The sequence below is a fragment of the Colwellia chukchiensis genome (assembly GCF_002104455.1).
GTDB classification, from domain to species: Bacteria; Pseudomonadota; Gammaproteobacteria; order Enterobacterales; family Alteromonadaceae; genus Cognaticolwellia; species Cognaticolwellia chukchiensis.
Map to the genome: position 1 here is coordinate 1 of NZ_NBOC01000013.1, position 25,236 is coordinate 25,236.

Here is a 25,236-nt window from a genome sequence, read left to right on the forward strand (position 1 = left end):
AAATGGACAATGCCAATCCATAATTGGAACCTGACACTGTCACAATTAGCCATCCACTTCGAAGGTAGGTTAGATGGCGTATTAGATATTTAGCAATTTAGGCTGACACAGAATTCTGAACGCCCTCTCAGAGAATTGTGCGACCACAAAAACCTGAGTTCCCCATAAAGAAAAAGCTAGTGCTATAGAAAAAATCCCTATTATTATAGCAATAGCTGTATTGTATGCATTTACTCCCTCTACACTAATAACTGCTTTAAATGGGTTATTAGGTAAAATAACGTATTTAAATAGTAAGTAGGAAACAATTAAAGCAAACAACACATATGAAACTTGGCTCGCATAAAAATCATTCAGGATAAAAAATGCCACAATAGGAAATAAAACACTTTCCTTTAAAAGCATTCCGAACAAAAAAAATATCGATATAGTAAAACCTAATTTGTTATTTTTAACTTTTTCCAATTCAACCTCCGTCAAGGCAGTGGGTATTAACCCACTGCAAACAATATTAATTCCAAGCGTCGTAGAGCCAAGAACCTAATTTCACTCCTAATTCGCCTAGATCGTTTAGCGTTTTACCAGCTTCAGATCCCGGATTATCTAAATAATAGCCACCGTTAACTTGTTTCATTTCTTCAGTGGTTAATTCTTGAATTTCGTTAAATTCACGCATAATGTTATACTCCATTTATCCGACCTTTCTTTTTTTGGTAAAGAGTGTCGGGTGATTAATGTGCTCATTCTTTCATAAGAATGGGCGGTTAATTAGGCTGTCTTTAGTTTTTCTCGCTAAAGTTGACTAAAGTCAGCCGCTCTATTTTCCATCAAGATTGTTATTATTAAATAAGCAATCTCATCAGAAAAATTCTATTTACTCTTATTTTCATAAACCGAAAGCCCAATTAACTTACTCGACCTCGCAAGCTGTAAATTGGCTCAAGTAACCACTCAATTAAGGTGCGCTGCTCTAACATAATATCGGCTTCAAACAACATGCCGCTTTTTAAATCAAACGCTTTGCCAAATGCTTGCATTTGTTGTTGGGTTAACTTTGCCCGCAAACGGTAAACAGGCTCTTGTAATGAGATTGGGAGTTGAATTTCATTGGGCATAATCAATGTTTGATCAATACGAACAATTTCACTGTTGATAAAACCAAAACGCTGATATGGAAAAGCATCAAAACGGAGCCGCGTATTATTGCCAATTTCAACAAAGCCCGCAGAACGAGTTGGTAGTAACAGTTCGGCAACAAGCTCTGAGTTTTCAGGGATAATATGTAGCAATGGTTTTGCTTGTGCTTTTGACTGCGACAAGGTTTCACCTTCCACCACTTGAATACCCGTAATAAATCCGCTATTACTTGCCGTGATCGTGTATTGATAATTGCTGGCAACTTGGGCTAGTTGACGCTGAATATCAGCCTGTTGGCGTTTTAAATTATTTATACGTAGGGCGTATTGTTGCGGAATATTGGTTAGATTAAAGATGATTTGATTCAACTGGTTTTGATGCTGAAGCAACAGACGGGCTATATTTTGTTTTTCTTGTTTCGCTTCAAGTAACGCTTGTTGTTGACGTTCTTTTTCTAAATTAGATAAAAAGCCATTTTTATTGAGTTGATTAAAATCAAGCTGTTGTTCTTTCAATAGCTTTAGTTTTTCTGCCGCTACAGTAAGTTGGCTTTCAAGGGCGTTTTTTTCATTATCTGAAGCGCGTTTCTGAGTCTGTAAGTTGAGGAGTTCTTGTGTTTTTAACGCTTGATGTTGAGCTATTTCATCGCGTAATAAATTTTCTTGAGCATTAAGTTGTTCGGTAAGCTGCGTACTTAAATCAACACCTTTGCTATTATTTTGCTGAACGATAATGGTCGCAAGCGATTGGCCTTTAACAACCTTATCACCCTCGCGCACCCATAGCTTTTCTATGGTGCCACCTTGATTAGCAAAACTTTTAATAACACCTTTATTGGGCATTAAAAAGCCTCGCACTGTTGCTTTACGAGAGTATTCAGCACTAAAAAGGAAAGTGATAATAGCAATAGCCACGGCTACTAACATGAGCACAGTTAACTTGAGAGATAATGGTTGGGCTAAGGTTATAGCACCAGTTAACCGTTCACTTTGGTGGGAAATAGCTTCCTTTCTAAATAACGACATTTCAAATCCATTGAATACCGAATAAGTACATTAAACATATGCTACAAATTGAAATCTGTCAAAAAAATATACTTTATACAAAATAGGCGTATTGCTGACAAACACGATTATTAAAATAAGCTTGATTATCAATGCATTATTGAACCCTAGTTAAGGGTTTAGGTATGTAAGCAAAAGAGGTGATGATGGTGAAAGCGCTTTACTTTTAATAACTAGGCTAGGTATAGCCAATAAACCTGTGAAGAAAAAACTTTATACTTTAGCAATACAAGTATCCGTTTTTTGATGTGAAATATCCCTCTGAAGTAACTCTTACTCATGGCCGATGGAAATATATCCGCCTGTTTAATATTCATAATGTAATACAAGGAGCAACTAGGTTAAATTAAAATGTACTGAATTTAATTATCGATAAATTTTTTTCTCGCTCAAATAAAAAACCCTGTATAAACAGGGTTTTAAATAAAATCATCTTTACATTTAAAATTTTTTCCCGGATCAGAACGGTATATCATCATCAAAGTCAATTGTCGGCTCTTGCGGGTTTACTTTTGGCGCATTTTGCTGAAAGCCGCCGCCTTGTTGAGGTTGCTGTTGTTGAAAACCGCCACCTTGTTGTTGACCTTGCTGTTGGAAGCCACCTTGTTGTTGTGGCGCCGCTTGCTGCTGAAAACCACTACCTTGTTGTGCCGGTTTATTATAAGCCTGTTGAGGTGCTGCTTGCTGATTATAACCGCCTTGTTGTGGCGCTGCTTGTTGGTTAAAGTTGCCCGCTTGTTGTGGTGCTTGTTGGTTAAAACCACCGGCAGCCGCGCCACCGCGCGAATCTAGCATCTGCATGGTACCGTTAAAGCCTTGTACGACTATTTCAGTGGTGTATTGGTCTTGGCCTTGTTGGTTTTGCCATTTACGTGTTTGCAATGAACCTTCGATATAGACTTTAGAGCCTTTTTTCAGGTATTCACCGGCAATTTCCGCAAGCTTGCCGAACATCACCACACGGTGCCATTCAGTTTTTTCTTTTTGCTCGCCGGTTTGTTTGTCTTTCCAACTATCAGAAGTTGCAATTGTGAGGTTAGCAACACCCCCCCCGTTAGGCATGAATCTAACCTCAGGATCTTTACCTAGGTTACCTACTAAGATTACTTTATTGACACCAGCCATGAACAACATCCTATAATTGCAGTAAAGTCATACTCTACTGATTTGACACGTTCCAAGTCGCTTTAGACTCAGAATAATAATTTTAAAACGATTAACCGATTCTAGCACTACGCGTAAAAAATTACGCTAGCTTTAACAGATTTTTTCACAAAAATTCATCCGCCAAGAACTGTCTAACACCTTGCTTGATTTTAGTATTGATGTCGTCGGTTGTGCATTTTTTTTCAGTAACTGCTAGCTCGCTTATTTTTTGTCTTTATAATTCAATGTAATGGCGTTGCATACTGGCTAACGCTGTTGCTGAAATTTTCTCTGATTTTTTGCTCTGATAATTAAAGTGCACCATGACTGCTGTACCCGAGGCGCATTTTACTCCTTGCTGCCACGCTTCTTGGTAAACATCAAACGAGCTATTACCAATACGGCTAATATGGCTTTTTAACTCAACGTCTGCGCCATATTGCAGCTCAGCATGAAACTCTACCGTTGTTTTCGCTAAGATCAATTTCCAGGCCTTTAAGTTGAGATCTGGCGTAAACCACTTAAATATCGGATCTCTTGCGCCTTCAAACCATTGTGCAACAACGGTATTGTTAATATGCCCTAAACCGTCTGTCTCACAAAATCTGGGTTTAATTGTTTCTTCAATCATGACTACTTCCTTTAAAAAACCTGTGCTAAGCATCTCATTGAGCAATGCTAAGAGTAACTGCCTGTAATTACGCCAATAACCAGCGCAAAATATATTAACCAACATTTTTAATGGCGACATTCTACCTAAAATTGCTAACTAGGTAATTAAATTCATTCGGGTTTGTTGTATGCTGTTACTAGATAAATAATAAGAACGATATGATGACAGATTTTATTGAATTATACCCCAATGCCCTCAGCCCTGAGTTTTGTCAAAAGCTTATTGTTGATTTTGATAATAGCCAACATCAAGTCGCTGGTCGCACTGGCAATGGTGTTGATACTAGTAAAAAGCTCAGCCAAGACATTTATTTAAATCAACATGCTGAGTTTCAACCTGCCTTACAAACCATTTTACAAGTTTGTGGCGAGCGTATCACCGACTATATTGGCAAATATTTTTTCAGTTTAATTAGTGGTATATCACTAACGGTCCAACACCCAAAAACCAAACAACCTGTGCTGTTAACCGTCGATAACTTTGAAGAAGTGGGTAAGCCTAATTTATTTAACTTGATCAGATATTTATTTAATTTAGCGCCCATTAATGCTCAACGTTATGAACAGGGTAAAGGCAATTATGGCTATTGGCACTCGGAAATATTTCCACAGTTAGGCGAGAACAAAGCCTTACACCGTATGCTACTGTTTATCATTTATTTAAACGACGTTGAAACCGGCGGTGAAACAGATTTTTATTATCAAGAGCGCAGCATTAAACCTAAAGCCGGCACTATGATGATTGCGCCGTGTGGCTTTACCCATACCCACCGTGGCAACATTCCGGTTTCTGATCATAAATATGTATTAACCTCTTGGGTGAGCTTTAATCCAGCCCAGCAAATTTATACTGGCTAATACGGCAAGCCCTAGGCGATAGGGCGTAATTTTGACGAAAAAAAGCATAATACTATGATTATGCTTGCTTCATTAATGGCACCAAACAATTACTGGCTTAGCTTTTCTGTCTGCTCGACACTGCTCTCATCATCTGTCGAGTCTACCTGCGGTTGATTGCGTAAAAAACCCGCCGCTTCATCGTCTTTACCTAACTGGTTTGGATTGTAGCGCGAGGCATTATTCACTTTTAAAATGTTTTCTGCATGCTGTAAATCTGCGCTGTTTGAAAAACCGGCAATATTTTCACGAGCCCGCAAAAACGCTTTAATTTCATCAACAATCGCCGCTAATTCACTGTCGTTTTTGCGCATCGACATAACATAGCGAGGCATTTCAACATTGCGTGCACCACTTGTGGCAAAGGTGCTTGAGCTAATGCGTGAGCTAACCACCCAAGGAGTAATTGATGATTTTACAATGACATTTTCACTGCGGGTTGAGTCATGAATTGACATACCTGTGGATATTTTTGACTCAGCAAATGTGCCTTCAGTTTTCATATACATGAGTAACGAGTTAAACTGTAATTCTGCCCAAAATATATGGGAAAAATTTTCCAACATTCGGCCGATAGTATTAACGATTTGCCATAAAAACAAGGTACTAACAAAAGCAACAATCAGTGTAGAAACTTCCGTCACCATGCCTTGTAACGGCGCAATGTTACCACGATTTGCAGCACGGGTTGCAGAGTCAATGTTATTAAAAAAACCTTGTAAAAACTCAAACCCTGATGCCGCCTGCGACGCTAAACTAAAAAACAAATAAGCACCGCACACTAGGAGTATTTGCGCTAACGCAGTACTAAGCAAACGAGTAATGTTAAAGCTTGCTGGTTGCGTTACAGTTGAATACTCAGGTTGGGTTTCAATTAATAACTCACCAGAAAAAGAGCCTTTACCTTGGCTTTGCTCTTCCAATACCGGATCAAAATTCATATAGGTGCGATTCGGTATTTCTTTATAGCGACGATTCGCCAGCACGATATTTTCAATATTAATAAAAATTTCATTCGGGTGAACCGACTCTTGCAAGTTTTCACGGTATTCACTGACCTCAGTGCTGGTACTGCTTTGCTGGCTACGAATATGCACTAAATAAAAGACAAAAGCGGTACTCACAACCCCTAACCCAATCAGGGTAAATAAGCTCGGCCACGCTGAAAATATGGCGATGCTATCTGCAACTTGATAAACGCTATCATCAAGGCGCACATTCTGGCTTAGATAATAATAGCCAACACCAATAACCACAGGAAACACAATAGAAAAAGTAATGATTTTAGCAACGCTGGCAGCGCCGGCACTATTAAGTTGCTTAACTCGGTCTAAGCTAACCGCATTAGCGGCTTTGCGCCACGCACTAACAAGGTACAACAAAATAACAATTGAGAAAATCGGCATAATAATATGCCCTGCCTGTCCAGCTAAACCACTTGAGGAAACAAAATAAGTTAAGCCAAATGCAAGAAAAGCGATAAGGCTAGTGGTAAGTACCGACACCACTTCTTGCGATATATTGCGAATGGGGTAGGGTAAAAAAATAAGCTTAGGAAAAATTGAATGTACAAAACGCCCCATCCAACCTAGTGGCTCAGTAAAAGTGGCATTTTTGCGCCCCATAAGCATAGACTCTAGCGTTGACGCTTTATACGCCAATACTTGCTCTTTGCGCTCTAATTCGGCATTTTCTGTTTCACTTTTTGTCAGGTTATACGATAGCGAGCTAGGCACTGAACGACCAACGAAAAACTTAAATAATTGAAATAAGCCGCTACCCATGCGTTTCAAGCCAGATACAAGCAATATTAAGCCCACTAAGGCATATATCCATGCTTGCGTCATATCTTGCTCAATTATTGTCGTTACTTTAACTACGCTATATAAACCAATAGCGGCAATGGCTAAGCCGCCTAGCGTGCGTATTAACCCCTCTTGTTTAAAGGGATTTTTAATACCTAAGCCTTTAGAGCCAAAATCATATGCCATTTTATTTCTCCATAAAATCCGTTACCGAGCCACTACTGTGTAACCCGTGAAAAATTATTCGACAAATTAACCTAAATAGCGGTTAAATAACAGTTTTATTGGTATTATTTTTTCAACACCCTACACGTGAGCACTGCTTTGTTGGGTAAAAGCTTTCGCACGTTACACAATTAATAACCGTTTTTATTAACTTTTTCGTGCTTACATCTTGGCATCATCGCAATTGCTGTTAAACTGAGCGCTATGATTAAATTAATGATATGGATTTCAGCGCTATTTATTAGCCAGTGTTTCGCGACACCAACAAAGTTGACCGTGGTCAGCGAAGAATGGCTAGGCTATACCAACGCCAATGGTACTGGCACTTATTGCGATATAGTTAAAGCTGTCTATGGCCAAGATTATCAGCTTGAGTTGATAACCACCACTTGGAGCCGTGCGTTAAATTTAGTCGAAACAGGACGTGCAGACATACTGGTTGGCGGTTACCATTCAACAAATCACAAGCTAGTTTTTCCGCAATACCACCTTGATACAGAATACCCGTTATATGTGATTTATGATGACAAAGCGCATAACATTACACAAATCGAAGATCTTGCTGGGCTTACCGTAGCGGGTAGAAAAGACTACGGGTTAGCAAAATTTTTACCGCAAAGCAGCTATTTCTATGGCCTTGACTTAATAGACGATAGCGCAAAATTTATTGAAAAAAATCGTGTTGATGCAGTATTAACCTATAAAGTTAATTTAGCGCTCGCTGATCCAGAAACGCGTTACACTCATCAAGTTATCGGCAAAGAAGCGCGACTCTACTTAGCTTTCTCGAGAACAGCACTAGGGCATAAGTTAAAAGAGCACTATGATCGCAATATCAAGCAGTTAGTTAAGCTTAAGCAACTCCAGCAATATTTTCCTAACCCACAAGAATATTTACATGCTGATTTTGACAAGATAGTCAGCGAAAACTAAGCGCTAAGTGCTCACCTTACAAAAAACGCTTTAATAGCTTATCTATTTGTGCCATATGTAGTTTTCTCAGTAGTTTTCTTGGCTTATCAGGATAATTTTGCACCGACTCAATCTCATTCGCTTGGCTGATAACTTGCGTATGTGCAATAATTTGTTGAAATTCCTGACTAAACTTATCGCTCAACTGCGCTTTTTTATCATCAAGTAAAATGGCGTTTTCTAAATCTAACGCCCATGCCCTCGGGTTTAAGTTACTACCAGTCAGCAGGTGATAACGCCCATCAACTATCATACCTTTTAAATGAAAACTATTCGTACCATCTTGCCATAACCTTAAGGTTAAGTTGCCATTATCCAAATACTTTTGACGTCGAGTTAAGAATTTCGCTAAAAGCCGTTCATAAATATAAGGCACAATTTCAACTGTCGAGAAGCTTGCTTCATCGGCATTATAAAAGTCATTCGCCTTTTTATCACCAACAACGAGAGTCACCTTAATGCCACGTTTAAGCGCAGCGTCTAAGTCTCGCAACAGCGGTTTTGGCAGATTAAAATAAGGGGTAAAAATAATTAGCGCGTCACGGCTACCGCGTACTAACTCGCGAATAACTCGATTCAGTTGATTGTTGCGTCGACCACACCCCACAAACATGGCCGCCTGAATATCCCCCGCTATTCGTGATGGATGCTCAGCATGAAATGGTTGATAAGTAGCTGACTTTAATAACTTAGTTAAACGAATAATATTGCGTTTTAAAGTTTTAGCGTCTGGTAGTGGGCCCTGATTTAATCGTGGTGCATAACCTGAGTCAATAAAACAACGCTGCATATACTCGCAAAAATTATCGGCTAGTGCTTGGCTTTGCAGGCAATAATAGCGATCAAGGCGATAACGCCCCGTTTGTTGCAAGTAAATATCGTTAATACTGGCACCTGAATATAGCAAGCTATTATCGAACACCATGCCTTTTAAGTGTAAAACTCCCAGTAGTTCTTTGCGCTTTACTGGCACACCGTAAATATTTATCGAGGCTTGCTGTTGCTGCTCAAGCGCTAAATATAACTCACGATTTCCCCCGTGCTGCTTGTCACCTATTAAACCACGCTGTGCGCGATGAAAGTCGACGAACACGCAAATATCTAAATTCGGCGTTTGTTGTTTCGCTTGATAAAGCGCATTAAGTACTTCACGGCCGGCTTCATCATCTTGAACATACAGCGCAGAAATATATATTCGTGTCGTCGCTTGCGCTATTTTTGCCAATAGCTGCTCTTTAAAGCCAGCGGCTGAATGGCCTATGCTAATATTTTCAGCCGCAATTGGTGTACGCGTATGAGGGGTTAACATTTTAAACAATACCCACGATAATTGCGGGTAAATCAGCAGTTTTATTATTCATGCAGTCTATATTATTGCGCTGTTTAGGTAAATTCTCCCGATTGTACCGCAAGTTATGCTGCGAGTTGAGTTTATTTGCTGGCAAAATTTTTTACTGCCGCTATGGGCAACAATTTTTATTGCCAATACACTAAGCTCTGGCGTGTGCAGCTATTAAGCTACTCACTCAATTAGATTTTTGCCGCTAATTCGGCCGCTTGTCGTATCGCACGCTTGGCATCAAGCTCAGCAGCAACATTAGCACCGCCAATTAAATGCGCCTCAACACCTTGTGCTTTCAAGGCAAGATAAAGCCCGCGTTCAGACTCTTGCCCAGCACAAACAATGATATTATCAACCGCTAAGGTTTGTTGTTTACCATCGATTGAAATCACCAATCCTTGCTCATTTACTTCAAGATACGTCACGCCTGGCAACATTTTTACGCCATTTTTTTGTAAGGTTGCACGATGGATCCAACCGGTTGTTTTTCCTAAGCCTGCCCCCACTTTACTGGTTTTGCGCTGCAATAGATAAATATCACGAACCGGCTTTTCCTCAATAGTTTTTGCCAATAAGCCGCCATTTTCTTGATAGTCTTTATCAACGCCCCAAGCTTGTAGCCATTTTTCAGGTTGGGTGGTGAGCGACTCTTCTTCCACTAAATATTCTGCGACATCAAAACCTATACCACCGGCGCCTATTATAGCAACACGCTTACCTACCGGCTCTTTGTCACGCAACACTTGGATATAGGATTTTACTTTTTCATGCTCAATACCTTTTATATCCAAAGCTCGCGGTACGATACCCGTTGCTAAGACGATTTCATCAAAACCAGCGGCAGCAAGTTGCTGTGCGCTTTGTTCTTGGTTTAAATTTAAGCCAATGTTAAGTAAGGAAATTTGTTTATTAAAATAACGTAGCGTCTCATAAAACTCTTCTTTACCCGGGATCTGCTTGGCGTAGTTAAACTGACCGCCAATTTCACTTGCGCGATCAAATATTTCAACCTTATGGCCACGTTGCGCGGCATACACACTAAACGCTAAGCCCGCAGGGCCGGCTCCAACAACGGCAATTTTCTTTTTCGTGTTTGCAGTGGCAAAGGTAAGCTCTGTTTCATAACAAGCAACGGGGTTAACCAAACAAGAGGCCCGTTTTTGCTTAAAAACATGATCTAAACACGCTTGGTTACAACCGATACAGGTATTGATTTCATCACTTTTATTGGCCGCAGCTTTAGCGACAAAGTTTTCATCGGCCAAAAATGGTCGCGCCATAGACACCATATCTGCTTGGCCTGTAGATAAAATTTCTTCGGCTACTTCTGGGGTATTGATGCGATTGGTGGTGACCAGCGGTAAACTCAGCTCTTTTTTCATCCGCTCAGTGATCCAGGTAAATGCCGCGCGCGGTACTGAGGTGGAAATGGTCGGCACCCGTGCTTCGTGCCAACCAATGCCGGTGTTAATTAAGGTCGCGCCTGCGCCTTCAACACCTTTCGCCATAGTCACCACATCTTGCCAGCTATTGCCGCCTTCCACTAAATCCAACATCGACAAACGGAAAATAATAATAAAGTCATCACCAGCACTTGCACGAACGGCGCGAATAATTTCTAGTGCTAAACGCATTCTATTTTCGATACTACCGCCCCATTCATCGGTGCGTTTATTGACTTTGACGCAACTAAATTGGTTGATTAGGTAGCCTTCTGAGCCCATAATTTCCACGCCATCATAACCGGCCCTTTTGGCTAGTTTTGCCGAGTAGGCAAAGTCTTTAATGGTATTTTTTATTTGCCGCACCGACATAGCTGATGGCGTAAAGGGGTTAATAGGTGATTTAACTTTACTGGCAGAGACACTAAACGGATGATAGGCATAACGACCGGCATGTAATAGTTGCAAACATATTTTTGTTGGGTATTGATGCACAGCTTCGGTGATTTTTTTATGTTTGCCGACTTGCCAAAATTTACTTAATTCACTGCCAAACGGTGTTAAGCGCCCGCGGGCGTTAGGGCTAATACCACCCGTAACAATTAAGCCAACACCCCCTTTCGCTCTGGCTTGATAAAATGCGGCTAACTTTTCAAAGCCACCTTTTTCTTCTTCAAGACCAGTATGCATAGAGCCCATTAAAACGCGGTTGGCTAAGGTGGTAAAGCCAAGATCGAGAGGGGCTAATAGGTGTGGAAACGCAGCATTATTATTCATATTCAGTCACTTTGTCGTTGTCTTGGTTAATTGTCTTTAAAGCTAGTTGATAAATTTTGGTCGTACCAGTTAACGAATAAAATATCTGCTTGTTGGCGAAAACTCAAGCTTTATTTTGACACCTGTCAGATCAAACATTTACGATGACGGTTATTGTTGGAAAACCTACTTTTAGGTTACGATGAAAAATAGCCGAAACGTAGCAATCGGAGGCGCGTTATAACTATTGATAAAAGCCGCATCTTGGTAGAAATTTGCGCGCAACTTACACAAGAATTACAACTGGCGGTAGCAGCGGCCAATCAAGCTCATCAAGGGGCAATCGACGATCAATCAGTTGCGGAAACTCAGTACGACACGTTAGCAATAGAGCAAAGTTATCTCGCACAAGGACAATCACAGCGAGTAGCGAAAATTCGTCAGGCCATTGACATCTTAACAAGCTTTCAACAGCGGCTTGCATTAGCGCAAGCTGAGCAAGAGTTGACGGTAAAAGTAGGCTCGCTGGTGCAGTTGGCACAAGATAAGGCCAAGCAGCATTGGTATTTTATTGTGCCGGTTGCCGGCGGTTATCGCTGCCAGTTAACGCAGCAATCAAGCTGCTATAAAATAACTTTGTTGACGCCACAATCACCCATGGGCGCAGCCTTGCTAGCGCAATCGCTTGACGATGACGTGACCTTAACGGTTGTCGGCAAAACCACAACCGACTACCTCTGCGCTATTGAATAACGACGAGGTGGCTACTCGCCTAACGGCAGGTTTTAATTAACTTACAGCTCATGGTTTAAGAGTGTTTTAATATGATTGAGGTCAGCAAGCTGATCATCAACTTTCAAATAGGCAACGGCTTCATCTGGCATTATTGTTGCCTCAATCACCCCTGGCATTGACGCCAACCTTTGCGCTATCGTCTGTGCTTGTTGTTCAGTGCTGATATTGGTGGCGAAACTATACGCTTTCGACTTTTGTAATGGCTGCATACCTAAGCTCAACAGTAGCCAAAGGATGGTACAAACGGCCATGACTAAAAAGATACTTTGCTCGCCAAATTCACTAGCAATAAAGCCACCAATAACGCCGCCGGCAAAAGCGCCTAAAAACTGGCTACTAGAATAAATGCCCATCACGCTGCCTTTAACACCCGCTGGCGCAAGGCGTGACAATATTGACGGCATAGTGGCTTCAAGATAATTAAACGCGGTGAAAAACAACAACACTAACACCACTAAGCTGGTCATACTGCTAGGTAAATACCACAGTAATAGCAGCGCCAGCGCAAGTAGTGCCACCGCGGCGCTAAACATCGCCGTTTCTTTTTGTTTTTTAATGGCCATGATCATAAATGGCACCATTAAGAAAAATGAGCCAAACAATGTCGGTAAATACAGTTGCCAGTGTTGCTCAAGTGCCAAGCCATTAGCGACAAATTGCTTAGGTAAAGTGACAAAAACCGCAGTTAAGGCCATGTGCAAAATAAAAACACCACTATTAAGTCGTGACAATTGACCATCAAACATTAAGCTTTTTAGTTTTGACGGCAAGGCAACATTATCGCCTTTTGGCGCAGTATTGATGGAATTAGGCACCACAAATTGAATCGTCAGCATAGCAAAAATGGTTAACACGGCAATAAACCAGAACAAGCCACTTAAGCCAAAAGCTTGCGCCACTATTGGCCCGAGGATCATAGCAAAGGTAAAAGACAGCCCAATAAACATGCCAATGGTGGCCATGACTTTCGGGCGTTGTTCTTCACGGCTTAAATCAGCTGCTAAGGCTAATATGGCGCTGGCAATTGCCCCCATACCTTGCATAGCACGCCCTAAAACCACACCATAAATAGTGTCTGAGGTAGCGGCGACAATACTGCCAAGTAAAAACAACACTAAACCAGCTAATATCACCGGCTTACGACCAAACTTGTCAGATAGTATGCCCATAGGTATTTGCAACAGCGCCTGCGTTAAGCCATAAGCGCCAATGGCTAAGCCAAGCCAAATTGGGCTATAACCGATCAACTGCTCGCCATAAATGGCAAACACCGGCAAGATCATAAACAGACCCAACATGCGTAAGCCAAATACAGAGGCTAGTGAAAATGCCGCTTTTTTTTCAATACTATTTAAACCGGATGCGCTCATGAATATGATAACTCTTATATAAACTTTAATTCAGCTGAGAAAAAACCGAGCTATCTTAACACGCCCACCTAATGAACAAAAACAGAGATTTAAGCTGAACTCAGATTAAAAACTATGCGATAATACTTGGTTCAAACTTTATGTCTCGACAAAAGTAACACTTAGGCTAACCCGTATTAATAACTATCGGTTTCCACTGATATTTTAACCGTTAGTCACAGCTTAAGCCTTGATATAGCGTAAGGTAATTAACATTCAGTTCGGCGCTTTTTCGACCTTGCTTGGGTTGATAAAGCGCTTAGCATTACATTGGTGACCAAGTCTTTATGAAGAAAATTGAAGTCAGGGGTGCGCGTACCCATAACTTGAAAAACATCAGTCTCGATATTCCTCGCGATAAATTAATTGTTATTACTGGCCTGTCAGGCTCGGGCAAGTCTTCATTGGCCTTTGATACTTTATATGCTGAAGGACAAAGGCGCTATGTGGAGTCGCTATCCGCTTATGCACGGCAATTTTTATCGTTAATGGAAAAGCCGGACGTTGATCACATTGAAGGCTTATCACCCGCCATTTCCATTGAGCAAAAGTCCACCTCTCATAACCCGCGCTCTACTGTGGGGACTATTACAGAAATATACGATTATTTGCGCTTATTATATGCCCGCGTCGGCGAGCCGCGTTGTCCTGAGCATCAGCAGCCACTAGCGGCACAAACCATTTCACAAATGGTGGATCGGGTTTTAGCATTAGAGGAAGGCACAAAAGTGATGGTGCTTGCGCCGGTATTGCAAGATCGCAAAGGCGAGCACATTAAGTTATTAGATAACCTTGCCGCACAAGGCTATATTCGCGCCCGTATTGACGGCGAGGTGTGTGATTTATCTGATCCACCAACGCTGGAATTACATAAAAAGCACACCATTGAAGTGGTGGTTGACCGTCTGAAAGTGCGTGATGATATTCAACTACGCCTTGCTGAGTCGTTTGAAACCGCGCTCTCGCTTACGGCTGGCACGGTCAAAGTTGCTTTTATGGATGAGCCTAACAAAGAAGAGCTGATTTTTTCCGCTAATTTTGCCTGTCCTTTGTGTGGCTTTAGCATGCAAGAATTAGAGCCAAGGCTGTTTTCATTCAATAACCCTGCTGGTGCGTGTCAAACCTGTGATGGCTTAGGTAATCAACAGTATTTTGACCCAAGCCGAGTAATTGCCAATGCCGAGCTAAGCCTTGCCGGCGGCGCTATTCGTGGTTGGGATAAACGAAATTTTTATTATTTTCAAATGCTACAAGCCTTAGCTGAGCATTATCAATTTCCGCTCGACATCCCGTTTAATCGCTTAGATGAAAAAACGCAGCAATTAATTTTAACCGGCAGTGGCAAACAAGAAATAGAATTTAAATACATGAACGATCGGGGCGATATTGTTATTCGCAAACATCCGTTTGAAGGTATTTTAAATAATATGGACCGACGCTACCGTGAAACTGAGTCTAATGCAGTACGTGAAGAACTCGCAAAGTACCTCAATAGCCAAAATTGCCCTGATTGTCACGGCAGTCGCTTACGCCTAGAAGCCCGCAATGTTTTTGTTGCCGATACGCCACTTAATGAGGTGGCTGAGTATGCCATTGCTGATGCCTTAGCGTTTTTTCAGGGTTTAGAGCTTAGCGGGCAAAAAGGGCAAATTGCCGAAAAAATTCTCAAAGAAATCAATGACCGCTTAGGCTTTCTGGTCAATGTCGGTTTAAATTATTTAAATTTATCCCGCGGCGCTGACACCCTCTCAGGAGGCGAAGCACAACGTATTCGCCTTGCTAGCCAAATTGGTGCGGGTTTGGTGGGTGTCATGTATGTGCTCGACGAACCCTCAATTGGCTTACATCAGCGAGACAATGAGCGTTTATTAAAAACTTTGCTCCATTTACGAGATTTAGGCAACACAGTTATTGTAGTTGAACATGATGAAGATGCCATACGAGCTGCCGATCATGTGATAGATATTGGCCCGGGCGCTGGAGTACATGGCGGCAATATTATTGCTGAAGGTGACGTCAACAAAATTTTAGCCTGTGATGACTCGCTGACCGGCAAATATTTGTCTGGCAAAGAACGTATTGAAATACCGGCCTCAAGAGTGCCATTTGATGACAGCAAGCTATTAACGTTAAAAGGCGCCAGTGGCAATAACCTTAAAAATGTTGATTTAGAGATCCCGCTTGGCTTAATGACCTGTGTTACCGGCGTTTCTGGCTCGGGTAAGTCAACCTTGATTAACGACACTTTATACAAGCTTGCTCATATTGAACTTAACGTTGCCACCACACAAGAGCCAGCACCGTATCAAGAAATTGTCGGCTTGGCGGAACTCGATAAGGTTATCGATATCGACCAAAGTCCCATCGGCCGCACACCGCGCTCAAATCCTGCTACCTATACAGGTATTTTTACCGCGGTACGAGAGATATTTTCCGCCACACAGGAGTCACGCTCGCGTGGCTATAAACCCGGTCGCTTTAGCTTTAATGTTAAAGGGGGACGGTGTGAAGCCTGCCAAGGTGATGGTTTGATCAAAGTGGAAATGCACTTTTTACCCGATGTTTATGTGCCCTGTGATGTCTGCCAAGGTAAGCGCTACAACCGCGAAACTTTGGAAGTAAAATACAAAGGCAAAAACATCCACCAAGTATTAGACATGACCATTGAAGATGCTTTTGAGTTTTTTGCACCTATACCCGCGGTTAAACGTAAACTGCAAACCTTAATGGATGTAGGGCTAAGTTATATTAAACTCGGACAATCGGCAACTACGCTCTCGGGTGGGGAAGCGCAACGGGTTAAATTGTCAAAAGAGTTGTCAAAACGTGATACCGGCAAAACCTTATATATTTTAGATGAACCAACCACAGGTTTACATTTTCATGATATCAAGCAATTGTTACAGGTAATTCACCGTTTGCGCGATCACGGTAATACTATTGTGGTGATTGAGCATAACTTAGATGTAGTAAAAACCGCGGACTGGATTGTAGACTTAGGCCCTGAGGGTGGCTCAGGTGGCGGTGAAATATTGGTTACCGGTACCCCAGAGCAAGTAGCTGCGCATAAAAGCTCACATACTGCGCGCTTCTTAAAGCCCTTATTGATGCAAACCGGCTAAATCAACTTAGCTGTTTTTATGACGCTAGTTCTGCAAGTTATTGCGACTAAAAGGCTTGTGATGTAACAAGCCTTTTTTGCTGCTAGCATCTGAGTAAACTTAGGTTTATGATGAATAAACAAGCAAGCTAACCACAGTTTAAGCAGCGTGATAAATGACTAATAACATTGATAATATTGTACCTTGGCAAAACCCATTAATTTATTTATTAGCCTTTAGTAGTGGCTTTTGTATTATGGGTATTGAGCTGTTAGGGGGGCGTATTCTTGCGCCTTTTTTTGGTAGTAGCGTACACATTTGGGGCAGTATTATTACCGTCTTTATGCTCAGCTTATCTTTGGGCTACCTTGCCGGCGGCAAACTCTCTACCAGCGCCGCATCACTGAATCGCTACGGGCTGATTTTTATTTTTGCCGGTATAGCGGTGTTACCAGTGGCCTTTTTTGCGCCTTGGTTGATGGAAGCGATTTTTCTCGCCATTGAAGATAGTCGTTATGGCTCACTAGTGGCGTCCATGGCACTGTTTTTTATACCGACTGTGATACTTGGTATGATTTCACCTTACTCAGTACGCTTATTAGTTACCGATAAAAATAGCAGCGGCCAAGTTGCTGGTAAGCTTTATTTTGTTTCGACACTCGGCAGCGCCTTAGGCACCATTATTACCTCGTTTTATCTGGTATTGTGGTTTGAAGTCAATGATATCATTATAGTATTTAGCGCTACCCTGATGTTGTTAGGCGTCTGCGCTATAGTGTTTAATCGCCTTAACTCAAGCGCCGCCAACGGCCTAAGCGACACAAGTAAAACACAAGGAGTTGTGCATGAATAAGCTAACGTGTTCGCTATTGCTAGCAATAGTGACCAACTTTGCCCTCAGCACGTTACTAAACCTTAGCGCGAGCGCAGAAGTAATTCATAGTGAACGCTCGTTATATCGCAATATTTTAGTGGAGCAAAGCAATGGTTTGCGCTGCTTAAAGTTTAATGTCAAAAGCACTAAAACTCAGCAAAGCTGTATGCTAATTGATGATCCACAGCAATTAGTTTTTAACTACACCAAAATGCTTTTCACTAGCTTATTAATTAACCCTCGCCCTGAGCGCATTTTAATTATTGGCTTAGGGGGCGGCACTATGTCAAATACCTTGCTGCAAATATTCCCGCAAGCAAAGATCACTAATGTCGAAATTGATCCAGCCGTGATCAAAGTGGCACGCAACTATTTTGCTTTTTTTGAAAATGACAACATCAGCACAGTTGCCCAAGATGGCCGTATTTTTATTAAGCGGGCTTTATTAAAAAAACAACAATATGATTGGATAATACTGGACGCTTTTAATGGTGACTACATACCTGAGCATTTAATGACCCAAGAGTTTTTACAAGAAGCTAAACAATTGCTGAGTGCTAACGGGGTATTAGCAGCTAATACGTTTTCTGTCAGTGACTTATATCAATATGAGTCCGCCACATATCAAGCCGTATTTGGCAATTTTTTTAATGTTAAGCAAAAAAATAGTGGTAACCGCATTATTATTGCCAGCAATAAAGCTTTGCCGACTGCGCCAACCATGCATGCCACAGCACAAGCTTTAGCGCCTGTGTTAGCCAAGTATAATGTCGATATCATCAAGCTCAGTCGTCTGATGATATCAACGGCTACAACGCAAGATTGGCCGCAACAGGCTGAACTATTGACCGATCAATATTCACCAGCCAACTTATTGAATTTAAAAAATTAACTGCGCCATTATCAGTGCAACTACCGCCCCTAAGTGCGCTTTTTTAAACTTAAGCGTTTTTTGCCGCTGGTCGTTGTGGCGGGCTTTTTTACATCAATGCGAGTTAGTTTTCGCGCCACTTTGCCATTGGCTTTAGAATGAATAGTTTTTTTAGCATGCTTAGTATCGCTAATACTGACGCTTGCGGTTGCCGCTTCGGGCGGCACTTCTTTATCTAGCACAGCTTTGCTCGAGCCGGCTACTGCCGTATTTATTACAGCCATCTCACTAGCGGTTAAATCGCGCCATTGACCAAGGGGCAAGTTATCTAATGTGACATTCATAATGCGGGTGCGTTTAAGCTTTGTCACTTCATAGCCTAAGTATTCACACATGCGCCGAATTTGCCGATTCAAACCCTGAGTCAAAATAATGTTAAAAACAAACTTGCTGACCGGCTTGACCACACAAGGTTTAGTGATGGTGTCTAAAATAGGTACCCCTTTTGACATGCGCTCTATAAAGCGCTCACTAATCGGCTTATCCACAGTGACCACATACTCTTTATCGTGGGCATTTTCTGCGCGCAGTATTTTATTCACTATGTCACCGTCACTGGTGAGAAAAATCAAGCCTTGTGATGGCTTGTCTAAACGACCGATGGGAAAAATTCGTTTACTATGGCTGACCGCGTCAATAATATTGCCTTTAACATGACGTTCTGTGGTACAGGTAATGCCAATCGGTTTGTTATAAGCAATGTAAACTCTATCAGTATGATTACTGGCACTGGCTTTAATTTCGTTACCATCAACACACACTTTATCCCCCGGCAGCACTTTGGTGCCAAGCTCTGGAATTTTACCGTTAATGGTGACCCGCTTTTTTTCGATTAACTGGTCGGCAAAGCGACGTGAACAATAACCGGAATCACTGATATATTTGTTGAGGCGTTTTTCGTAACTTGACACTGGCAGTCCTAAATAAAAGCAGTTCACAAAGATAATTGCGCTATTTTACCTAAATTTTACCCCAGTGTAGAGTAATGATATAACTGCAGGTCATTTTGAACATTAATGCGATTAAGTTGTGCCATAAACTTAATCGCTTAACTCTGCTGATGATATAAGGTATTCGCATGAAAATAATTGCATTTGGCGCCAGTTCTAGTACTGAGTCCATTAATAAACAGCTTGCCAGTTATGCGGCTAAGTTAGCTGAAAAAGCCCAGCCCAATGTTTGTACAGAAATATTGGACTTAAATGATTTTGCCTTACCGCTTTTTAGTCAAGATAAAGAAGCCGAGTTAGGACAACCGGCTGCCGCGCAAGCTTTTTACGATAAGCTCAGCAGTAGTGATGCCATTATCATTTCATTTGCCGAGCATAACGGTAGTTATACCGCCGCCTATAAAAACCTTTTTGATTGGACCTCACGTATCAATCAGCAAGTTTTTCAAAATAAGCCGTTATTACTCTTAGCCACGTCGCCTGGCCCTGGTGGCGCGAAAAGTGTTTTAGCTAGTGCAACTGACTCGGCTTTTTATTTTGCCGGCGAAGTAATTGCCTCGATCTCTATTCCGAACTTTTTCGATAACTTTGATACTAACAGCAAGCGCTTAATCAATGATGAGTATCAGCAGCAAATAATCGCAGCCTTAAACGACTTATTAGCCTAGAGCCAAGTGCTTGCTGTCGGCTAAAAGGTCTTCAACTCAAGCACCTGCGCAGCTACGGAAATAATTACCTTTCGGTGGTGAGCCAAATAAGCTCATCGCCGCTTGCATATCGTCTTGTGGATAATTCGTCAGTGCCAGCTGATGGCTTTCAATGCAGTCCCAACGCTCGATGATCATAAACTGATCGCCATGTTGATGATGCTTTAGCAACTCACAACTGATACAACCTTTTGCCGCCGAAATATAAGGCACTAAGCTTTGCAAAAAGCGAAACAGCTCGGCCGATTTACCGGCAGCAGCCACAAATTCATTGACCCTTACTATATTCATTTTGCCCCCTTTGGCTTAACGCGATATTTGCTCATTATCATGGTGCTCTGTGAGCAACTTTATCAAAGCTTGCGGTTCGTACAAAGCACCACACTGACGAATAAAGCGATTAACTTGCTCGGCATCAGGAAAGCTATAATATTGCCCTTGCGATGCTTGTTTTGTGGTACTTAGCGCTTTACCGCTTGCTATGCCTGTTATTGCTTTGCTTAGCAATTGACAACCGCCAATATATAACGACAATACATGCCAAAGGTAACAGTGGCCTTGTTGTACTGCTAAGCTTGAATAGCCGATAATATCACCGGTATCTATACTGTTATCATCAATAAAATGTAAGCTTGTCGCCAATTTTTTCTCACCGTTAAGCAGTGCCCAAAACGTCGCCATAACACCACGATAAGCGGGCAACTGCCCGGAATGTAAATTAATCACACCATGTTTTGCCAAGGCAATTACCGGCGGTTTTAGGATCACCCCATAACGAATTGAAATAATTAAATCCGCGGCAGCAGCCTTAATTTTGGCGATGCCTGCTCGGCTATTTATGTCATTTAAGGTGTCGATTGCGATCGGGTATTGCTGACGAATATCGGCATAGGTTTTGAATGCTGAAGCTGTCTTTGACTGCGCTAGGGCTTGGTAAATACCAGTTTGCTCGAATAAGGCCAGCTCTTGTAGTGCTTGTGGCCGGGCGCTATTACCGCCAACCTTGCTTGATAAAAACACCTGCACCTGATGTGCAGCTAAGCTTGGTAATAGTAAATTTAGCGCAAAATTACTGGCAATATCATTATTGAGTAATAAAATAATTTTCATACAAGGCTCTCCTGATAGCGACTCGATATTTCTGCCCACAGCTTATTGAGCAAGCTGTTTCATCATATAATACCGACAGCCGGTTTTAGGGTAACCCTGCTGCGACCATTGCACTTGATAACCCTGCTTTTCATAAAACGGTTTAGCTTGAAAGTTTAAGGTATCAAGTAAGGCTTTATTGCAGCCACGCGCCTGCGCTGCCTGTTCCATTTTGGTCAGTAATTGGCTACCAACATTTTGCCCTCTGAGCGACTCAGCCACCCATAAGGTGTTAATCATCAGCCAATCACCAAAGGTGCGGCCAGCCGCCCCCGCTATCACTTGCCCGTTTTCATCAGTTAATTTTACCGCGATAGGTTTACGCTCGCTAACTTCCCAATGCGCCCAGTTAAATTCGGCAATTTTTTCATCTAAAAATGACACTAACTCTGGCTCAGGGTTCTCCAACACTTCAATATTCACGCCTTTTCCTATATCACCTTGCTTTACTGAGTTGAGTATAACGAGTTTTAATTTAGTTAAGCTAGCGCTAAATCCTACGTTCAACAACATAGCCTTAGGCTAAGCGGTAACTTTGTGGTCATAATGTTGACCACTATAAAAATAAAAAACCCGGAAACTTCCGGGCTTTTTTATCGAGTTCAACAACAACGCTTATTGTTCAAAGTAGAATTTTTCACGCTTATTGTCATAGTTCCCCACTTCATGCATGGTTTCAGCGTCGTATAAACGACCATTGATCATGGTATAGACGACTCTATCTGATAACCGTATGTCTGAACTTACGTCACCATCGACCACTAAAATATCGGCCAATTTACCGGCTTTTAAAGAACCAAGCTGGCTCGCTAAGCCTAAGGTTTTTGCTGGCGCGATCGTGGCGGTACGAATCGCTTCAAGTGGCGTCATGCCACCTTGGGCCATCATCCACATCTCCCAGTGCATGGCTAAACCTTCACGCTGACCATGACCACCGGCATTGACCACTACCCCTAAGTCTTGTAACTCTTTTGCGACTTTCGCAACGTTAATGTGGTTGTAATGATGATGTGGCGCTTTAGTGCGACGCATAGAGCGTGGATCTAAAAACTCGCTAGGCACATATTTGCTTAAGCGCGGATGCTGCCAAACATCTGTGGTGTCATACCAGTAATGCTCGCCTGAGATACCGCCATAAGCAACTCCCATAGTTGGCGTGTAAGCCATCTCAGATTGTGACCATAATTGTTTAATATCGTCATAAATCTTGGCGGTAGAAATTGAGTGCTCTAAGGTAGTATGGCCATCAACTATCATCGACAAGTTGTGTTGTAGCAATGAGCCACCTTCTGGTACCACTAAAATATCGGCTTCACGCGCTGCTTGTACCATTTGTTGACGTTGATCACGACGCGGTTGGTTATAGCTTTTCACACTAAAGGCGCCGGCTTTCTTTAAGCGTTGCACATGAAATTTAGCATCGTCTAAGCTGTCAACATGTGAGGTATAGCCTGCCAATGTCGCACCGTATAAAATACGGCCAGTGGAGAATAAACGTGGCGCGACAATGGCACCGGCTTTTTGCATTTCACTGGCGGCGAAAAAGGTCGAGGTATCATTAGATGGATCATGTATCGTGGTGACACCTAAGGCTAAACCGGCATAGTTTTTCCAGTTTTGCTGTGGAATAATCTCACTACTCCCTTGTGGTCCGTGGGCATGGGCATCAATTAAGCCTGGCATAATAGATTTACCCGTGACATCAATCACCTTGGCATTGGCGGGCACATCCACTTGCCCTTGTTCGCCAACGGCAATAATTTTATTACCTTCAACCACAACTACGCCGTTTTCAATGACTTGCTCGCCTTCCATGGTGATAACTTTACCGCCAACAAAGGCCACACGACCTGAGGGTTTATCGGCTTTTTCTTTAAAGCCTAAGTACGTTTTTAGTGGCGCTGTTTCTGCTGAGGCTTCGCTGGTGATATCAAAAAGACCCGCAACGCTCGCTTGGTATAGATCCGGCCCTAAGCTCCAGTACAAGGCATTGGACTTGCCATTCCAATTAATACTTTCACCCGCACGAACCGATAGTTTTTTCACTGGCAAATTTTTCGCATCCGGTCCAATATCAATCACCTGACCGCGTTCAACAAAAGGCGTGACAAACACTTTAAAACGCTCAGCAAAGGCTAAGTACTTTCCATCTGGCGAAACTTTATATTCAGTGGCAAATTTACCTTGATATAAGGGTTGCTCTTTCGCTGAGGTACTGCTGCTGTCGAGGTTAATTGCCACTAGCTGTGGTGTTTCACCATTGCGCAACACATAAATACGGTCGTTATCTGCGCCAAAATGTGGCGATAAGCCTGACTCAGTAATTAATTTTGGTTCGCCACCTTTGCTGCTAACGGTATAAACGCCGGTATTTAAGCCCCAGCTTGGATCGGTAATATAGCCGCCAGATACCTTGCGATAAACCACAGTTTTACCGTCTGGTGAAAAGCTCGGCTCTATGTACTTACCCGGCTCGCTAGTTAATACCCGGCTTTTACCGCCGCGGCTCGATACCATGCGAATATCACCCTGTGCTTTATCATCCCAGGTGCTATAAACCACATATTTACCATCGCGTGAAAAACTTGGATTTAAGGCAAACGCCGAGTTCTTTTTCGTTAAGCGCTTGGCTTTACCTTTCACTTTACCGTCACTAATGCTGCGCAGGTAAATATGCCCCATAGACTCATACACCACTTTGCGTCCATCGGGTGATATTTCTACATCACGCAACATTTTCACGTCAAATTCATCTTGATCTATATCTTGTTGAAAACGTAACGCGGTTTGAATTTTCTTTTCCGTTTTAACATGGAACGGGATCACGCTTGTTGTTTTGCTTTTTAAGTCCAGCTTATTGATCTGACCGCCTGACCAAAACACCATGCCTTTGCTATTGGGTAACCATGCCATATTGGGGTAAACACCGTGAATGGCCCAGGTTTCTTGCATATCGCGATCTAAGTCTTCATAAATTAAGGTTTCTTTGCCACTTTTTAAGTCATACAAATATAAGTTAGATTTAAAGTCATCACGGCTAATAAAGGCTAAGTATTTACCATCGGGGGAAGGTACTGGACGAATCGCGCCACCTTTACCTTCAACCACTACTTTGATCTCACCTGTAGCTAGCTCTAAACGCTTAATTTTATAAATGCCTTTTTCAGAGTCTTTACTGTAGTGGAAGGTTTTACCTGGTGTGGCATCTTGCGAAAAATAGACATATTTGCCATCGTGAGAAAAGGCCGGTTCGCCTAAGTCTTTTTGCTGATTAGGTCGCTTAGTGAGCATAACCCCATCACCACCGGTTTTATGATACATCCATACCTCACCCGCGCCGAGTGAACGCGAACCGGTAAAGTGTTTACGACCTACAAGGTAATTACCGTCAGGTGACCATGCTGGGCTGTTAAGTAAGCGAAAGCTTTCGCTACTAACGGCTTTCCCTTCACTGCCATCGGCTTTCATAATCCAAAGATTGTCGCCACCGTCTTCATCAGAGGTAAAAGCAATATATTGACCATCAGGGCTAAAGCGCGGCTGCATTTGCCAAGCAATATCTGTCATTAACGCTTTTGCTTCACCGCCTTCAATCGGTAAGGTGTAAATGTCACCTAGTAAATCAAACACTAAGGTTTTACCGTCAGGGCTAATATCCACGTTCATCCAAGTACCTTGGCGCACGTCAATTTTTGCGGTGCTAAATTCACCTTGGGGATTGTTTACCGACCACTTGGCTGTCGTGGCGTTTACAACATTGTTTTCAGCAAAGGCATGTTGCGCTGTGCCTAGGGTCATGGCAACGGCCAATGCAATCGATGAGACTCGAGCAATAATATTAGACATTTTAGTTAACCTAATC

General features: G+C 42.2%; 21 protein-coding genes. 7 read left to right on the forward strand and 14 right to left on the reverse strand.

What is annotated here, in order from left to right; genetic code table 11:
• Window positions 1–81: 81 nt before the first annotated feature.
• From B6K83_RS13355 to B6K83_RS13375, 5 genes are all read right to left on the reverse strand, one after another.
• Window positions 82–465, reverse strand: coding sequence for a hypothetical protein (locus B6K83_RS13355; protein WP_085285431.1), 384 nt, complete (start codon window positions 463–465; stop codon window positions 82–84).
• Window positions 466–511: 46 nt separating this feature from the next.
• Window positions 512–691: a bacteriocin gene (locus B6K83_RS13360; RefSeq protein WP_085285432.1), complete on the reverse strand. Its 180-nt coding sequence runs from the start codon at window positions 689–691 to the stop codon at window positions 512–514.
• 214 nt (window positions 692–905) lie between these two features.
• Window positions 906–2,162 (reverse strand): HlyD family efflux transporter periplasmic adaptor subunit, encoded by a 1,257-nt coding sequence (locus B6K83_RS13365; RefSeq protein WP_085285433.1) that lies wholly within the window; start codon window positions 2,160–2,162, stop codon window positions 906–908.
• Window positions 2,163–2,660: 498 nt separating this feature from the next.
• Entirely contained in the window at window positions 2,661–3,326 is a 666-nt protein-coding gene (gene ssb / locus B6K83_RS13370) for a single-stranded DNA-binding protein (RefSeq protein WP_085285434.1), read from the reverse strand.
• Between the two features lie 256 nt (window positions 3,327–3,582).
• Window positions 3,583–3,978, reverse strand: coding sequence for an acyl-CoA thioesterase (locus B6K83_RS13375; RefSeq protein ID WP_085285514.1), 396 nt, complete (start codon window positions 3,976–3,978; stop codon window positions 3,583–3,585).
• Between the two features lie 203 nt (window positions 3,979–4,181).
• On the opposite strand from B6K83_RS13375, the gene B6K83_RS13380 reads away from it, so the two are divergent.
• Window positions 4,182–4,877 carry a 2OG-Fe(II) oxygenase family protein gene (locus tag B6K83_RS13380; RefSeq protein WP_085285435.1) on the forward strand — a complete coding sequence of 232 codons (696 nt, stop codon included), beginning with the start codon at window positions 4,182–4,184 and terminating at the stop codon, window positions 4,875–4,877.
• Window positions 4,878–4,966: 89 nt separating this feature from the next.
• Here B6K83_RS13380 and B6K83_RS13385 read toward each other — a convergent pair whose 3' ends face one another.
• Complete coding sequence (locus B6K83_RS13385; RefSeq protein ID WP_085285436.1) at window positions 4,967–6,907, reverse strand: hypothetical protein; 1,941 nt, start codon at window positions 6,905–6,907, stop codon at window positions 4,967–4,969.
• A gap of 255 nt (window positions 6,908–7,162) precedes the next feature.
• Between B6K83_RS13385 and B6K83_RS13390 the strand changes: the two genes are divergently transcribed.
• Window positions 7,163–7,879: a substrate-binding periplasmic protein gene (locus B6K83_RS13390; RefSeq protein WP_158088358.1), complete on the forward strand. Its 717-nt coding sequence runs from the start codon at window positions 7,163–7,165 to the stop codon at window positions 7,877–7,879.
• A gap of 16 nt (window positions 7,880–7,895) precedes the next feature.
• On the opposite strand, the gene pssA is transcribed toward B6K83_RS13390, so the two are convergent.
• Together pssA and B6K83_RS13400 are read right to left on the reverse strand one after the other, a co-directional pair.
• Window positions 7,896–9,227: a CDP-diacylglycerol--serine O-phosphatidyltransferase gene (pssA, locus tag B6K83_RS13395; RefSeq protein ID WP_085285438.1), complete on the reverse strand. Its 1,332-nt coding sequence runs from the start codon at window positions 9,225–9,227 to the stop codon at window positions 7,896–7,898.
• A gap of 221 nt (window positions 9,228–9,448) precedes the next feature.
• The gene (locus tag B6K83_RS13400) at window positions 9,449–11,479 is read right to left on the reverse strand and encodes an NADPH-dependent 2,4-dienoyl-CoA reductase (protein ID WP_085285439.1); all 2,031 of its coding nucleotides are present in this window, start codon (window positions 11,477–11,479) and stop codon (window positions 9,449–9,451) included.
• A gap of 243 nt (window positions 11,480–11,722) precedes the next feature.
• On the opposite strand from B6K83_RS13400, the gene B6K83_RS13405 reads away from it, so the two are divergent.
• The gene (locus B6K83_RS13405) at window positions 11,723–12,211 is read left to right on the forward strand and encodes a hypothetical protein (protein ID WP_233144014.1); all 489 of its coding nucleotides are present in this window, start codon (window positions 11,723–11,725) and stop codon (window positions 12,209–12,211) included.
• Window positions 12,212–12,252: 41 nt separating this feature from the next.
• Here the strand turns inward: B6K83_RS13405 and B6K83_RS13410 are convergent, their stop codons facing one another.
• Window positions 12,253–13,623, reverse strand: coding sequence for an MFS transporter (locus B6K83_RS13410; RefSeq protein WP_085285441.1), 1,371 nt, complete (start codon window positions 13,621–13,623; stop codon window positions 12,253–12,255).
• 326 nt (window positions 13,624–13,949) lie between these two features.
• Between B6K83_RS13410 and uvrA the strand changes: the two genes are divergently transcribed.
• The 3 genes from uvrA to B6K83_RS13425 all read left to right on the forward strand — a co-directional run bounded on the left by uvrA (window position 13,950) and on the right by B6K83_RS13425 (window position 18,529).
• Window positions 13,950–16,784 carry an excinuclease ABC subunit UvrA gene (uvrA, locus tag B6K83_RS13415; RefSeq protein ID WP_085285442.1) on the forward strand — a complete coding sequence of 945 codons (2,835 nt, stop codon included), beginning with the start codon at window positions 13,950–13,952 and terminating at the stop codon, window positions 16,782–16,784.
• Between the two features lie 154 nt (window positions 16,785–16,938).
• Window positions 16,939–17,616, forward strand: coding sequence for a fused MFS/spermidine synthase (locus B6K83_RS13420; RefSeq protein WP_085285443.1), 678 nt, complete (start codon window positions 16,939–16,941; stop codon window positions 17,614–17,616).
• Window positions 17,609–18,529, forward strand: a complete 921-nt coding sequence (locus tag B6K83_RS13425) for a spermidine synthase (RefSeq protein WP_085285444.1) — start codon at window positions 17,609–17,611, stop codon at window positions 18,527–18,529. The genes B6K83_RS13420 and B6K83_RS13425 overlap by 8 nt, the downstream gene beginning before the upstream one ends.
• Window positions 18,530–18,558: 29 nt before the next feature.
• Here B6K83_RS13425 and rluF read toward each other — a convergent pair whose 3' ends face one another.
• Window positions 18,559–19,479 (reverse strand): 23S rRNA pseudouridine(2604) synthase RluF, encoded by a 921-nt coding sequence (gene rluF / locus B6K83_RS13430; RefSeq protein ID WP_408607224.1) that lies wholly within the window; start codon window positions 19,477–19,479, stop codon window positions 18,559–18,561.
• A 167-nt stretch (window positions 19,480–19,646) separates the two neighbouring features.
• On the opposite strand from rluF, the gene B6K83_RS13435 reads away from it, so the two are divergent.
• Window positions 19,647–20,186 carry an NADPH-dependent FMN reductase gene (locus B6K83_RS13435; protein ID WP_085285445.1) on the forward strand — a complete coding sequence of 180 codons (540 nt, stop codon included), beginning with the start codon at window positions 19,647–19,649 and terminating at the stop codon, window positions 20,184–20,186.
• 36 nt (window positions 20,187–20,222) lie between these two features.
• Here the strand turns inward: B6K83_RS13435 and B6K83_RS13440 are convergent, their stop codons facing one another.
• The 4 genes from B6K83_RS13440 to B6K83_RS13455 form a co-directional block, all read right to left on the reverse strand.
• A complete protein-coding gene (locus B6K83_RS13440; protein WP_085285446.1) occupies window positions 20,223–20,516 on the reverse strand; it encodes a putative quinol monooxygenase in 294 nt (97 codons plus the stop codon).
• 15 nt (window positions 20,517–20,531) lie between these two features.
• Window positions 20,532–21,335 carry a formyltransferase family protein gene (locus tag B6K83_RS13445; protein ID WP_085285447.1) on the reverse strand — a complete coding sequence of 268 codons (804 nt, stop codon included), beginning with the start codon at window positions 21,333–21,335 and terminating at the stop codon, window positions 20,532–20,534.
• A 42-nt stretch (window positions 21,336–21,377) separates the two neighbouring features.
• Window positions 21,378–21,887 carry a GNAT family N-acetyltransferase gene (locus B6K83_RS13450; RefSeq protein WP_408607226.1) on the reverse strand — a complete coding sequence of 170 codons (510 nt, stop codon included), beginning with the start codon at window positions 21,885–21,887 and terminating at the stop codon, window positions 21,378–21,380.
• A 102-nt stretch (window positions 21,888–21,989) separates the two neighbouring features.
• On the reverse strand, window positions 21,990–25,220 hold the full coding sequence (locus B6K83_RS13455) for an amidohydrolase family protein (protein ID WP_085285448.1): 3,231 nt from the start codon (window positions 25,218–25,220) through the stop codon (window positions 21,990–21,992).
• Window positions 25,221–25,236: the final 16 nt, after the last annotated feature.

Excerpts from the sequence above, each read along its gene's own strand:
- B6K83_RS13360 (WP_085285432.1), bottom strand. The coding sequence starts at position 691 with ATGGAGTATAACATTATGCGTGAATTTAACGAAATTCAAGAATTAACC.
- B6K83_RS13365 (WP_085285433.1), bottom strand. The coding sequence starts at position 2,162 with ATGTCGTTATTTAGAAAGGAAGCTATTTCCCACCAAAGTGAACGGTTA.
- ssb (WP_085285434.1), bottom strand. The coding sequence starts at position 3,326 with ATGGCTGGTGTCAATAAAGTAATCTTAGTAGGTAACCTAGGTAAAGAT.
- B6K83_RS13375 (WP_085285514.1), bottom strand. The coding sequence starts at position 3,978 with ATGATTGAAGAAACAATTAAACCCAGATTTTGTGAGACAGACGGTTTA.
- B6K83_RS13380 (WP_085285435.1), top strand. The coding sequence starts at position 4,182 with ATGACAGATTTTATTGAATTATACCCCAATGCCCTCAGCCCTGAGTTT.
- B6K83_RS13385 (WP_085285436.1), bottom strand. The coding sequence starts at position 6,907 with ATGGCATATGATTTTGGCTCTAAAGGCTTAGGTATTAAAAATCCCTTT.
- B6K83_RS13390 (WP_158088358.1), top strand. The coding sequence starts at position 7,163 with ATGATATGGATTTCAGCGCTATTTATTAGCCAGTGTTTCGCGACACCA.
- pssA (WP_085285438.1), bottom strand. The coding sequence starts at position 9,227 with ATGTTAACCCCTCATACGCGTACACCAATTGCGGCTGAAAATATTAGC.
- B6K83_RS13400 (WP_085285439.1), bottom strand. The coding sequence starts at position 11,479 with ATGAATAATAATGCTGCGTTTCCACACCTATTAGCCCCTCTCGATCTT.
- B6K83_RS13410 (WP_085285441.1), bottom strand. The coding sequence starts at position 13,623 with ATGAGCGCATCCGGTTTAAATAGTATTGAAAAAAAAGCGGCATTTTCA.
- uvrA (WP_085285442.1), top strand. The coding sequence starts at position 13,950 with ATGAAGAAAATTGAAGTCAGGGGTGCGCGTACCCATAACTTGAAAAAC.
- B6K83_RS13420 (WP_085285443.1), top strand. The coding sequence starts at position 16,939 with ATGACTAATAACATTGATAATATTGTACCTTGGCAAAACCCATTAATT.
- B6K83_RS13425 (WP_085285444.1), top strand. The coding sequence starts at position 17,609 with ATGAATAAGCTAACGTGTTCGCTATTGCTAGCAATAGTGACCAACTTT.
- B6K83_RS13435 (WP_085285445.1), top strand. The coding sequence starts at position 19,647 with ATGAAAATAATTGCATTTGGCGCCAGTTCTAGTACTGAGTCCATTAAT.
- B6K83_RS13440 (WP_085285446.1), bottom strand. The coding sequence starts at position 20,516 with ATGAATATAGTAAGGGTCAATGAATTTGTGGCTGCTGCCGGTAAATCG.
- B6K83_RS13445 (WP_085285447.1), bottom strand. The coding sequence starts at position 21,335 with ATGAAAATTATTTTATTACTCAATAATGATATTGCCAGTAATTTTGCG.
- B6K83_RS13450 (WP_408607226.1), bottom strand. The coding sequence starts at position 21,887 with ATGTTGTTGAACGTAGGATTTAGCGCTAGCTTAACTAAATTAAAACTC.
- B6K83_RS13455 (WP_085285448.1), bottom strand. The coding sequence starts at position 25,220 with ATGTCTAATATTATTGCTCGAGTCTCATCGATTGCATTGGCCGTTGCC.